General features: G+C 70.6%; 8 protein-coding genes. 4 read left to right on the top strand and 4 right to left on the bottom strand.

Features of this window, described 5'->3' with window-relative positions; translation table 11 throughout:
• The first annotated feature begins 1937 nt into the window (after positions 1-1937).
• From ACZ52R_RS39250 to ACZ52R_RS39235, 4 genes are all read left to right on the top strand, one after another.
• Entirely contained in the window at positions 1938-2207 is a 270-nt protein-coding gene (locus ACZ52R_RS39250) for a chaplin (RefSeq protein ID WP_465755163.1), read from the top strand.
• A gap of 2145 nt (positions 2208-4352) precedes the next feature.
• Positions 4353-5765, top strand: coding sequence for a hypothetical protein (locus tag ACZ52R_RS39245; protein WP_465625812.1), 1413 nt, complete (start codon positions 4353-4355; stop codon positions 5763-5765).
• A gap of 595 nt (positions 5766-6360) precedes the next feature.
• Complete coding sequence (locus ACZ52R_RS39240) at positions 6361-7569, top strand: IS110 family RNA-guided transposase (RefSeq protein WP_465755162.1); 1209 nt, start codon at positions 6361-6363, stop codon at positions 7567-7569.
• A gap of 57 nt (positions 7570-7626) precedes the next feature.
• Entirely contained in the window at positions 7627-7869 is a 243-nt protein-coding gene (locus tag ACZ52R_RS39235; protein ID WP_465755161.1) for a hypothetical protein, read from the top strand.
• Positions 7870-7927: 58 nt separating this feature from the next.
• Here the strand turns inward: ACZ52R_RS39235 and ACZ52R_RS39230 are convergent, their stop codons facing one another.
• The 4 genes from ACZ52R_RS39230 to lxmK form a co-directional block, all read right to left on the bottom strand.
• A complete protein-coding gene (locus ACZ52R_RS39230; protein ID WP_465625806.1) occupies positions 7928-9169 on the bottom strand; it encodes a cation:proton antiporter in 1242 nt (413 codons plus the stop codon).
• A gap of 76 nt (positions 9170-9245) precedes the next feature.
• Entirely contained in the window at positions 9246-10661 is a 1416-nt protein-coding gene (locus tag ACZ52R_RS39225; protein ID WP_465625804.1) for an NAD(P)/FAD-dependent oxidoreductase, read from the bottom strand.
• 56 nt (positions 10662-10717) lie between these two features.
• Complete coding sequence (locus tag ACZ52R_RS39220; protein ID WP_465625802.1) at positions 10718-11707, bottom strand: T3SS effector HopA1 family protein; 990 nt, start codon at positions 11705-11707, stop codon at positions 10718-10720.
• 2 nt (positions 11708-11709) lie between these two features.
• Entirely contained in the window at positions 11710-12813 is a 1104-nt protein-coding gene (gene lxmK, locus ACZ52R_RS39215) for a class V lanthionine synthetase subunit LxmK (RefSeq protein WP_465755160.1), read from the bottom strand.
• Positions 12814-12967: the final 154 nt, after the last annotated feature.

The raw sequence follows: 12967 nt of genomic DNA, 5'->3' as shown, positions 1-12967 counted from the left end.
CGGGCCAGCCTCGGGGGCGACCGCCGGGCGCAGCGCGGCGGCCTGCGGCCGACAGCCCCCAAAGCAGGCCTCTCGCCCCGTGCCAGGGCCGGGGTTCGAAGATGCAAGAGCTGTCACGGCCTTGCCCCGCGCGCAGGCCCGGCCCGGACGAGCACACCCCCCAGTCCTGACGGGGCCAGGGCTTTCCCCGGCACACGGCAGAAAACGCCGAGCACACCACCCCGGAAAGGGGCGCCTGGAAGTCCGGGAAAAGCCCCTGCGGCGCACCGCACCCCACCCCGCCTAAAGGCGCCGGGGAGAGGGGCGCAGCATGCGGGGAAAGGGGCGCAGCACGAGGCTTCCGAGACCGCGTGGGACGGTCACCTGAGCCGCCCTCACAACGTCCTGAGAACGCCACCATGACACCGCACGGAACACCCCGGAAAACCCGCCCGTCTGCCTGGATATGACGCCCGCTCCACCGAACCACGAAATATCCAGTAAAAGGCGCCAGAAACGATGCTTCCTTCCAACCAGGGCAGATCTTAGATCGTAATACCACCTTGAGCACTAACCCGCTACCGGCATCCGACCGTGAAAAACACGGACACCACTCTCCCGAAAAGCGGGGCGCAGCACGACACGGAACAACAGGAAAAGAGGCTACGGGCCTTCGGCAGGGGGTCGGGGCCTGGCGGCCCCTTGGTGGTGGTCGGGGGGTGGCGTCTGCGGCGCCACCGGGAGCCGGGGGCGGGGCCTGCGGCCCCTCCGGAGGGCGGTGGGAGGAGAGCCGGGAGCGGGGCCTGGCGGCCCCTCGGGAAGTGGCCAGGGGACCGGGGAAGTCCGGGTGAGGCTGCGGGCCCCTTTTCGGGCGGGCGGGGAGCAGGGCGGAGCGGGCGGGCACGGTGGCCTGCGGCTCCCTTCGGGCCGGGCCACCGGCACGCAGGACACCAGGGACGGGCCTACGTCCGAGACCGCCGGCCGACGAGGGCACAGTTGTCGCACCCCGGCCTGTCGCACCCCTGCCACACACAGGGTTTCCCGGGTCCCCGCCCACGTCACACCAGATGACAACACCCCACGCGGCACCCCGACGCGACAGCACCCGCGACAGCCGGGACGGCCGCCCGGCGGCCAGGACGGCGGCGGCGCAGCAGGCGCCAGCGAGGACGGGGCGGGCGGCGGCCACGACGGGCGCCGAGCGGGACCCAGCGGCCCGAGGACGGCGGCCACGACAAGCGAGGCGGAGCAGCGGCAGGCTCGTCACCCGTCGTTCCAGATTTCTGGAACGACCCCGCTGCGCCGGGGCAGGCCCGGAGACGGGGACGGGACGGCCGGAACGAACGAACGGGCGCCGAGGACAGCGGCCAAGGACCAGCGGGACGGGGCGTCGGGGGCAGGCCCGGGAACGTCGCCGAGCGGGCCGGGCAGGGCCGGGCGCAGCAGCACGGGCCCCCGCGGCCGGCCGCCACCGAGGCAGGCCCGGACAAGCGGCCACCGAGACCGACCGGAGCAGAGCCGACGCGCCGAACCGGCGGGCGCCCAGGCCGGTACCGAAAGCAGACACAGACACCCCAGAAAACCCGGAAAACCCGCACGGAATTCACCGACGAAATCCCCTGGAACAAGCCAGGAAAAACAGCCGGAGAGCACGCCAGAAAACCCGACACATTGCCAACCCGACAGCCGGACCCCTGGGCGGCTTGGCATGCCTACTACACACACGGGAACGTGACCGGGACAGGCCCGGAAACACCACCCTGAACCCACCCCCCACCTACCCCTGACACCACCCCCAACTGGTCCAACCAGCACACCACAAAACCCTCAAACACCCCAATACGAACCCGACAGACCACGACAGGTCACACCGGGCGAGCGACCAGAAGGGTGATGATGGGATGTCATGCCGCCCTGCCGCCGCCTGAGACGAACGCGCGTCTGCGACGCTGCTCTTTATGGCTCTCCCAAGCGTGATCGCGTCTATTGCTGCCGCAGGCAGCCTGCTGGTCGCCGGTGTCGCACCCGCCCAAGCGCTCGGCGACGCGGCTGGCAAAGCCGGCTGCGTGAACGTCGGCGGTACCACCGCGGAGGGCGCGGCCATCGGATCCCCGGGACTGTTGTCAGGAAACCTGGTCCAGGCCCCGATCAACATCCCGCTCAACCTGTGCGGCAACACCATCGCTCTGCCCGGTCCCGGCGATGGCGGTGGCGGTGGCGGTGGCTGAGAGGTGTTGGGCAGGGGGCTCCCACGCGGACCTTTGTCCCGCTGAACATACCGACATCCCCTAGCGCGAGCCGGGACACAGCAGAACATCGCCAAGGGACTCAGGGCCCAGCAGAGCCCCAGCCGCGGGCCAGGCCGGCACCGTGGTGGAGGGTGCGGATGCCGTCGTGCCGGGTCCAGCGCAGCCACATCGCGCCGCGCACCAGTGGGGAGTCGAGGATTGCCCGGCCCAGGTCCCGGTCGGCGGGCGCGGGCTGACTGCGGGAGGCGGACAGTTCCAGCCGCGCGGGTGCGGCGGCGTTGGCGACAAGTCTGCTGTCGAAAGGCGCAGGCGGCCTGGCCCGGGAACGAGGGGCTGCGTTCCGCGCGGGCCCGGCCGGTGGGAGGCCAGCAGCGCCGACAGGAGACGCGGCTGCTCTGCTCGGCGGCCCGGTGGGCGCTGTGGTGGGGCCGCCGTGCCGGGAATGCTAGACCCGCCGATCAGCCGATGCCAGGCCTTTGACCTGCGAAATTTCGGCCGCGAACATGCCACCCCAGAGCGGCCCCTTTGCGATGGCACGCAGGGCGGTTGCGGGAAGCGGCGCGGGTGAGGAACACCGGTCCGCTGCCCGCTCGGGGGTCCGGACGCGGACCGGCCTGCCCTTCCAGTCTGCGCGGGCCCCGGCCGCGCTGCCGCCGGGGTTGCTCCCGGTGGACTCAGAGGTATCGCCCGACCGGTCCCAGCGGGCTGGATCCGCAGACGGGGCTCATAGTGGGCCCGGCCACCAGCACCATAGCGGCCGATCTCGGCGCCCAGGCAGCCCTGAGCCCCTGTCCCACCCGTCTGTCGCACCCCTCCACACACGGGGGTCCCGGCACCCACCCACGTCACAGGCCCGCGACAGCCCAACGCGACAGCACCAGACCACAGACACCCGAGGCCACCCCGTGACGGCGAACGCTTCTGAACACCCTCCAGCCACCCACACCAGACCACCGGCCCCGGTGCCGGGCCTGCGGCGAAGCGGCCGCAGGAACAGCGGGCTCCTGACTGACACCCGCGACCAGCAGCGGGGCACAGCACGGAACGGTGCAGCGTCTCCTGGACGACTTGCACGGCGGGCCGACGGCCTCCTTGGCTTTCCGGAGGGTGTGCGCAGCCCGGGCACTCCAGCCAGTCCGGGCCACGACGCCGTGGCCCTCCTCCAGCAGCGCAATCCCCGGCCGCCCGAGCCGTCGCCCGGCAGCTGGCTCGACCCGGACACGGCGGCCAGCCTGCTCGCGACGATCCGCGAACGCCAGGGCCGCATCGACGAGGCGATCGCCCTGCTCCGCACCTGGCCACCCGTCATCCAGCCGCGCCCGAGGGCGCTTCCGCGGCGGGCAGAGCTTCGCCTGCAGCACCCCCACCACGGATCATCCGGGGCAAAGACCAGCGCGGCAAGCTGCTCACGCTTGGTCAGCGTGGGCAGCACCAGCCGGCCCAAGTCCTGCCCGCGGTGCGGTCCCGCTCGCACCGCGGGCACTCCAGCCGGTCCGGGCCGGCCTTCTCGGTCAGCTCCAGCAGCAAACCCTCCTTCCCGCCAATCGAGCCCCGGCACGTCCAACACGGGCGCAGCAAGCGCTCGCCGCCCGGGCGATCTGGGGTGCGCGCTTGACCTACAGGGCGGGAAAGCAGGTGGGCAGGGCGGAAAGAAGAGAACTGCCTTCGGGTTCTGCTGTTCTCCGCGAGGCTGGGCCATGTTTCCCGGGATCTTCCGTGTGTCTCCGTTCACGGAGAGACGATCTCCTCACTCCTTGGCCCGGGTCACCGCCCTCTACGGCTAGCCGCACGGCCCGCTGCGACACACGTGGTATCCCATCGCCTCGCTACCTCGAAGTGATCGGATCAGGGCATTTAATGATGTTTTGTCCTGAATTTATGTCAGGCATCCAGTCATGCCCGCGACTTGCAACGTGAGGGGCGCAGGGCGCTTCGCTGTGAGGAGAGGTGAACCCGCGGATGAATGCTCGTACGCGTGGACAGGGCGATCTGCCGTGGTACCGGGTCAGCCGTCAACGGCCAGTGGTCGAGTTCAACAGGACCCCGGCCGGTGGGACGACCCCGGTCCGTACCGCCGTCGCGTCCGACCCGGTTGGCTCGGGTGAACGACGTGGGGAGCGCCGCGTGGGGGTGGTATCGGTGGGGAGCGCGCTGCTGTCCGGTATGGCGCTGCTGGCGGCCACGGCTCCACCGGTGGCCGCCGCACCAGTGGAAACCATGCCAGTGCGGGCGCAGCGGGCTGATCCGTCGCAGACCTTCACTTTCACCGGCGCTGCGCAGACCTTGACGGTTCCGGCGGCGGCGGTGGTGACGATCACCGCGGACGGCGCCGGCGGCGCCGACAACACCGGCACCGCCTGTTCGGTCACGGGGACGGGCGGGACGGGGGCGCAGGTGGTGACCACCCTGCCGCAGACCACCGCCCCGACGACGTTCACCATCGACGTCGGTGGCACCGGCGGCAAAGGCTGCAACGGCAGCGGGAGGGGTGGTGTCGGCGGGTTCAACGGCGGCGCCCCGGGCGGGGCCGGCGCGGCCAGTGGTGCCCAGTTCGAAGGTCCGGGTGGGGGTGGAGCTTCCAGCGTCAGCGCGGGCGGCTCCTTGCTGGTGGTCGCCGGGGGCGGCGGTGCCGCCGGCGGCACCGGAGCGGGTTCTGCGGGAGGGAACGGGGGTAACGGCGGAACGGCGGATGCCACCGGAGGTACCGCGGGAAGTGCTACCGGCTCTGGGGCTTCGCCGGGGCAGGGCGGGGACGGTGGCAGCACCAGCACGAGCACCGGTGGCGCCGGCGGGGCCGCCGGCACCGCTCCACTCTGTACGGCCACGAATGGCGGGCCGGGAGACGGGTTTGCCGGCGTCACGGTCGGCACCGGCGGCACCGGCGGTACCTTCGACGGCGGCTGCACCGCCACTACCGGTGCCGGTGGGGGCGGTGGCGGCGGGTACTTCGCCGGCGGGGGCGGCGGCAGCGCCACCGTCAACAGCAACGGCACCTCGGCGGGTGGGGGTGGAGGTGGTGGGGGCAGCAGCTTCGCCACCCCCACGGGTATCCCCACGTCCTACGCGCCGTCGACGATCGGGACGGCGAACCACAACGGCCAGGTGACCATCTCCTACACGGTGGTCACCCCGTCCTTGACCATCGCCAAAACCCACGGCAGGCACTTCACCCAGGGGCGGGACGGCACCTACACCATCACCGTCGGCAACGCCTCCGGGGCCTCCCCGACCGACGGCACCACGGTCACCGTGTACGACACCCTTCCCGACGGGCTCAGGGCCGACAGCATCAGTGGCACGGGATGGAACTGCGCCCTGACCAACCTCACCTGCACCCGTAACGACGTCCTTGCCGCCGGGAGCAGCTACCCGCCCATCACCCTGAAGGTCGACGTCTCCTGCGCCGCCCCGCGCGATGTCACCAACATCGCCACCGCCATCGGCGGCGGCGACACCGCCAGCCACATCGCCGCCGACCCCACCAAGATCAAGCGCCACGAGCACGACGAGCGCTGCGAGCGCCACGAGCACTGGTAGACCGACCGACCCGGGCCAACGGCGGGGCCGTCCATAAGGACGGCCCCGCCGTCAGGCATGCGCCGCTGATCAGTGGCACCGGATGCGACAACCCGCCACTCCACGCCCCCACGTGCCAACAGGTCACACTTAGCGACCCTTGGCCGGATGGAGCTTCGCGCGCGCACCCGCGCCTCCTACCACGGATCGTCCGGAGCAGACACCAGCGCGGCCATCAGCTCCCGCATGGACGGGGCGGGCAGCACCAGCGGGCCCAAGTCCTGCCCGCGGTGCGGTCCCGCTCGCACCGCGGGCACTCCAGCCGCTCAGGGCCGGCCTTCTCGGTCAGCTCCAGCCCCGTTACCTTCTTCGTGGCCCTGAAACGGGGCTCCTGGCCTCCGGGTCCGGCATGACTGTTGCCCCCTGTCGATCGCATGACCTGGGGGGTGGTGTCACCGGGCCCGGAGCACCGTGTGACCGCTGATGAGAGGCCTGACCGGCACCCGGCCAAGCGCAACGCCCGGCCGCTGACGGGTGCCGGGTCTACGTAACGTGGATGCGCGCGAACGGTGCCGACGGGCGAGGCCAGGACGATGAACGACCTTCGGGGGGTTCGATGTTCGACACGAGTGACATCGCGGTCTTCCTCGGCCTGGACGTCGGCAAGGGCGACCACCACGGCCACGGCCTGACCACCGCCGGCAAGACCGTCTTCGACAAGCGGCTGCCCAACAGCGAACCGAAACTGCGAGCCGTCTTCGACAAGCTCACCGCCAAGTTCGGCCGCGTCCTGGTCATCGTCGACCAGCCGGCCTCGATCGGCGCGCTGCCGCTCGCCGTGGCTCGTGACGCCGGCTGCGAGGTCGCCTACCTGCCCGGCCTGGCCATGCGCCGCATCGCCGACCTCTACCCCGGCGAAGCGAAGACCGACGCCCGTGACGCCCACGTGATCGCGGACGCCGCCCGCACCATGCCCCACACCCTGCGCGCCCTCGAACTCGCCGACGAGACCGCGTCCCAGCTCACGGTCCTGACCGGCTTCGACCAGGACCTCGCCGCCGAGGCCACCCGTACCAGCAACCGCCTGCGCGGCCTGCTCACCCAGTTCCACCCCTCGCTCGAACGCGTCCTCGGCCCGCGCCTGGACCACCCCGCCGTCACCCACCTGCTTCAACAGCACGGCTCCCCGGCCGCCCTGCGCAAGGCCGGCCGACGAAGACTCGTGACACTGATACGCCCGAAGGCCCCGCGCATGGCCGAGCGCCTGGTCGACGAGATCTTCGACGCGCTCAACGAGCAGACCGTCGTCGTCCCGGGCACCACCGCCCTGGACGTCGTGGTGCCCTCCCTGGCCCGCTCGCTCGCCGCCGTCCACGAACAGCGGCGAGCCGTCGAAGCCCAGATCGGCGAACTGCTGGAGGCCCACCCTCTTTCCACGGTCCTGACCTCGATGCCCGGAGTCGGCGTCAGGACCGCCGCCACCCTTCTGGTCACCGTCGGGGACGGCACCAGCTTCCCCACCGCCGCGCACCTGGCCTCCTACGCCGGCCTCGCCCCCGCGACGAAGTCCTCCGGATCCTCCATCCACGGCGAACACGCCCCCAGAACCGGCAATCGGCTCCTGAAACGAGCCATGTTCCTCTCCGCGTTCGCCGCCCTCCACGACCCCGACTCCCGGGCCTACTACGACCGGCAGCGAGACCGCGGCAAGACCCACACCCAGGCCCTCCTCCGCCTCGCCCGCCAACGCATCGGCGTCCTGTTCGCCATGCTCCGAGACGGCACCCTCTACGAAACCCGCACCCCCGAAACCGCGCCAGCATGACCCGCGCAGCCTTGACGAAGGACATAGAGGCACCCCCCCGATGGAGCCCCGCCCGGCATGGCCCGGCTGGCGGCCGAGGGCCTGGCGGAGTTCGTGACCCTGCCGCAGGCCGGCCGGGCGAAGGCCTGGCACCTCACCGCGGCCGGCTCCGCCGTCACCGCCACCTTCCCCGAGGCCCTGCGCCCGGGCGTCCGGGTGCCGGGCCCGGACAAGCGCCGACCCTGCACGCCGACCCCTTGTCCGCGCTCTGACGGCACCCCTTGTCCCGCCCCTTTGTCCCGGGCGCCCGCCCCGAGGTAGCAGCGACCGGTCCAGCGTGTCCGAACCCGTCGCCGCAGACGGTCACCTCAGTGCTCGCCTACGACCGGACCGGTCGGCTGTCGCGCATCCGTTCGTCCCGAGGCTCGGTGCCGGCCCATGCCTGCGAGGGCGGCTCGGTGCGCTCCAGCAGGACCAACAGAGGGCCCGTCATCGCGGTGGTGACCAGGGCCATCACCACCATGAGCGAGTAGAGGTCTTGGCTGAGCAGGCCCAGGTGGAGGCCGACCGAGAGCAGGACCAGTTCGGTCAGACCACGGGTGTTCATCAACGTGGCGAGGACAGCTGCCGAGCGGGCCGGCAGGCGGCTGAGCCGCGCCGCGGCGTAGGTGCCGCCCATCTTGCCCGCGACGGCCGTCACCACGATCAGAATCAGCTCCAGCAGTCTCTGCCAGTCCAGGCCCCTCAGGTCCACCGCCAGGCCGCTGAGCACGAAGAACGCCGGCATCATGAGCGAGGCGGACTGGTCCACCGTTTCGCGCAGCCGGTCATGCTCCGGGGAACCGGCGGGGGAACGCGGTGTGATCAGACCGAACAACAGGGCGCCGAAGATGAGGTGCAGCCCCATCACCTCGGTGGCGGCTGCCGAGAGCAGAGCACCGGCGATGAGGACCGGCGCTCCTGGCCGCCGGGGGGAACGGGCCAGCAACGGCCGGACCACCAGCAGCATGAGCAGCAGATAAGGGACGAAGAGTAGGATGCCCGCCTGCCCGTCCGACACCATTGCGGTGACGGCGGCGAGCGCGCCCCAGGCCAGCACGTCCACCACTGCGGCGGACGCCATCGCCACGGCACCCTCGCGGCTGGCGGCCAAGCCCCGGTCCGCCAGGATCCGAGCCAGGACGGGTAGCGCGGTGACGGAGAGGGTGAGGCCCAGGAACACAACGGTTGCCATCCGGTGACCGTTGGAGCCGCCATCGGTGAGCAGCAGACCCAGTCCTGCGCCGAGCACGAAGGCAGGGAGCGTGGCGCCCAGGGACACGGCACCCGCGGTCCTTGCCTGCCTCCGCAGGGACGACGGTTCCAGGTGCAGGCCAACACCGAACATGAACAAGGCGAGCCCCAAGTCGGCGACCCCTGTGAGCAGCGGTCGCACACCCTCGGGGAAGAGCAGGCTGCCGACGGCTCCGCCGAGGAGTGTGGGGCCCATCAGCACCCCTGCGGCGATCTCACCGACCACGGGCGGCTGCCTAAGCCGAATGGCGAGACGTCCGGCCAGCCGGGACAGCAGTACTGCGGCGGCGAGCCCCACGAACAGGCGTACCAGGTCATGACTGGACACGGGTGTCCTCCGGGACGGGTGAGGCCGGCGTACCCGCCCGGGGGTTGTGCGGGTACGCCGGTGCAGGGGGGCGGGGTCATGCGGGATCGGTCTCTGCGGAGGCCATTTCCCCGTCCTCGGCGGCGGCCTGGGCCGCTATCGCGGCCATCGACTCTGCCTCCATCGCGGTGAGGGTCTCCAGGTCGATCTCGCCGCGGGCCAGCTTCGTCTCGATGACCTTCTCGTAGCGCGCCCGGATGCTCTCGATCATGCCCTCTTCACCCATCGGGTCGAAGGTGACCAGCTCCGGCAGCGCGCTGACGCCGGAGATGAGGCTTATGAAGCCGACCCGGGAGTTCTCGGTGTAGGTGCGGCCGATGCCTTGGGCCCGCTCCATGTACTCCTCCTTGAGTCGGGTGGGATCCATGAAGAACCGCACGTAGGCGAGGATGTCCTCGAAGAGCTGGCGGTAGAGCGAGGCGAACCGGTCGAGGGACTGTTGCGCGTCGGCGGGGTTCTTCAGCGCCACGTCGAGGGAGCGGGCAGCGAGCCAGGAGCCGGAGGTGCCCAGCCACACGCCGGACGAAAACAGCGGGTCGATGAAGCAGGCGGCATCACCGACCGCGAGCCAGCCCGGCCCGTGGAACGCGTTGCTGACGTGTGACCAGTCGCGGGCGGTACGCAGTTCACCGTCCTCCGTTGCGTTCTCGACCATGCCCTTGGCGATCCGGCTGGAGGCGAGCCCCTCCTCGAAGACCTCGCGTCGGCTGCGGCCGTCCTTGGAGGCGTCCTTCAGCTGGTTAGCGGGCATGACGTAGCCCAGGCTGAGCTTGGTGTCGGAGACCGGGATGCCCCACATCCAGCCCCCCTGGTCCAATGCCTCCACCAGGATGTCCTGGGCGAACTCGAGCGGCTTGTAGTCGTTGTAGTAGGTCCACACGGCAACGTTGCGCAGGTCCTCCTGCCAGGTGACGGTGGTGAGGTTGCGCGTCAGCAGGCGGCTCTGGCCCGAGGCATCCGCCACGTAGCGGGCCGCCACCTGATGCTCCACACCGTCACAGGTGTAGGTGACGCCGGTGACGGTGCCGGCCTCGTCCTGAATGACGGAGGTGACGTGGGCCTCCTCGACCACATCGGCGCCGAACTTGCGGGCGGTGTCCAGCAGTAGCTGGTCGAACTCGTCGCGGCGCACGTGCCAGGAGTGGTCGTAGAGGCCGCCGGTGGCGGAGAAGTCGGAGCGCCAGGGCTGCGGGTCACTGCCCCACACCAGGTTGATACCGCTCTTGCGCTGGAAGCGGGTCTCGAGTTCGTCCACCACGCCGAGTTCCTCCATCACCGGGATCATGCCGGTGACCAGGGACTCGCCGATGTGGTAGCGAGGGAACCGTTCACGCTCCAGGACGAGGACGCGGTGTCCGTCCTTGGCCAGCAGCCCGGCCAGGGTGGAGCCGGCCGGGCCGCCGCCGACGACCACGACGTCATACGAGGAGGCTGCAGACGTATCTGCGGACATGGGGAAGTTCCTTTCGGGTACTGGACAGTCGTGGAGCGGAGAGGCAAGCAGGTGGCTCAGTAGCCGCGGAGCACGTCGGTCATGGGAGAGGAGAGGTTGCGCGCGGGGACCGCGGGGTCGATGCCCGCGTCGATGAACGCTTCGGCGACGATCTCCTCGACGGGGCCCGCTTCGGCCACCGGGAGCAGGGCATGGCGGACCAGCGCGTCGGCGAGGACCTGGGTGCGGTGCTGACCGAAGCTCATCTCGCGCCGGGCCGGCCTGGGGTCGTCAGGCTCGAAGGCGCAGCCGACGGAGCTGGTGATCGGCTGTGCGAACGGCGAGGTGCCCTCGCCCAACAGGCCGGTGGACTGCAGGAGTTCGGCGCACGACTGGGCCTGGCGCCAGCCGGGCCGCGGCAGGTAGACCACTAGCGCGTCATTGCGCGGGTACAGCTCGAGGGAGGAGGAGATCTTCGCCTGCCACGGAACCCCGGAATCTTCCAGGTGGTCGACCAGGGCGCGCCACACCTCGGGCGCCGCGTCGGGGTCCTCAATCCGGGCATAGAGCCGAAGCAGCGCTCCGCCCGCCTTCAGCGGTCCACGGGAGGAGAAGGTGAGAAAGAAGCCAGGGGACAGGCCCGGCCGCGAGGTGGGGATCCGCACGGTTGCCTCGGTGCGCGGGCCGTCGCTGCTCTGGACTTCGGCGCGGTTGTCAATCGCCTCGGCCGGGACCCGGACCCGGACACCGTCCATGGAGACCGTGGCACCAGAGGCCGTTTCGGCGAGGACACGAACCGGCAGCCGGGTGTGCCGGCCGCCGACCGCCTGGGTGAGCACCTCGTCGAAGGCAGGGTCGCGCCACGTGCGGCGGACGCTGTCGATCGGCTTGTCCCGGCCGACGTGCAGCGTCTGGTAGAGGGCGGTGCCCAGGCTGCGGGAGAGCGCCTGCGGCGTCTCACCCTCGTAGATCTCACCGGCCGTCTCGGCTTTGAGGGCACCGGGCTGGACGTGGATTCGCTCGATCAGGGCGGCGACCCGCGGGGAGAGTTCCAGGTGTCCGTGCATTTTCACGCCTCCAGACCCAGGGACGAGGTGAAGTCGGCCGGGGAGAGCAGCACCGTGCGGCCGATGCCTGCGGCGGCCTTGTTCACCGCGGAGAGGTGGGCGGCGTTGCCGGCCGCAGCCAGCATCCGGTCGAGCATGTGCCAGCCAGCGTAGGCGGCCGCGCGCGCCGCGAGGCCCTTGTCATCGTGCACCCGGCCGGGGGCGTCCTCCAGATAGGCACTGAAGAACGCGCGAACGTAGGGAGCGCGTTGCTCGATCTCGGCGGCACCAGTGGCGATGATCTCCTCGTGGGTGGCGACATGGCCGAAGGACGAGGACTCGGCCAGCTTCGCTGGGATGCCGACGACTGCGTGGAAGAGCCACTCACCGGCGAACGCGCCGATGTCGCGGGCGGGGTCGCCAGCCCGGAACTCCTCGAAGTCGGTGAGGTGCAGCTCGTCGCCGGAGAGCAGGAACTGGTCCAGGCGCAGGTCGCCGTGGATCGCACAGCGTGAGGGCACCTCCTCGGTGTCCGCGGCGCGCAGCGCGCCCAACGCCTCGATCAGCGGGAGATCGGCCTGCAGCAGCCGCCACATGGACAGTTCCGCCGCCGAGGCGCGGCGGTAGTAGTCCAGCGACAGGGCCTCCAGCAGCGGCAGCGGTGGTAGCGGGTGGGGCGAGGTGTCCAGCTCCTCGACGTCCAGCCCGTGCAGGACCGCCAACGCGCGCCCGGCGCGGGCACACAGATCCTCGTCGAACTCCTCATCGCCCAGCAGCTCGACACCACTGCGCGCATCGGGCACGTGCTCGAACACCAGCAGGGCGTGCTCGGGATCGGAGCCGATCAGACGCGGGGTGCTCAGCCGGCCGTCGCAGGCCCGCCAGGCGGACTCGGTGCGGCGTATCCGCTCGTCACTCTCTCCATCGAGAAGTTGTTTGACGAATACCCGTTCACCACCGCGGGTCGTTCCGGACCAGTTGTTGTTGCGCCCCAGGGCCGCGCTCACCGTCGACGGATCGAAAGGCCCGACATTCAGCTCTTCAAGGAGAGCGTCGACATGCGGGACCTTTTGCAGGTCCACTGGCTGAAATTGGGGCCGCTTCGCAGATGCACGCAGTTTGACCATGACCTGAACCATAGGCGGGGGGATTGGCCTTGGGCAATGCTCAATTTTGCGGGTTTTTTTACTCGGCAGCAAGTTATGGGGCGCCTACCTGCGCATTCCTCACCCACCGTCTAACCATAGCTTGATGCCGGGTACGGGCTGTGATTCTATTCGG

The organism is Kitasatospora sp. NPDC034023 (assembly GCF_055575795.1).
Note: the sequence above shows the minus strand (reverse complement) of the source record. Positions and strands in the feature narration are given on the sequence as shown.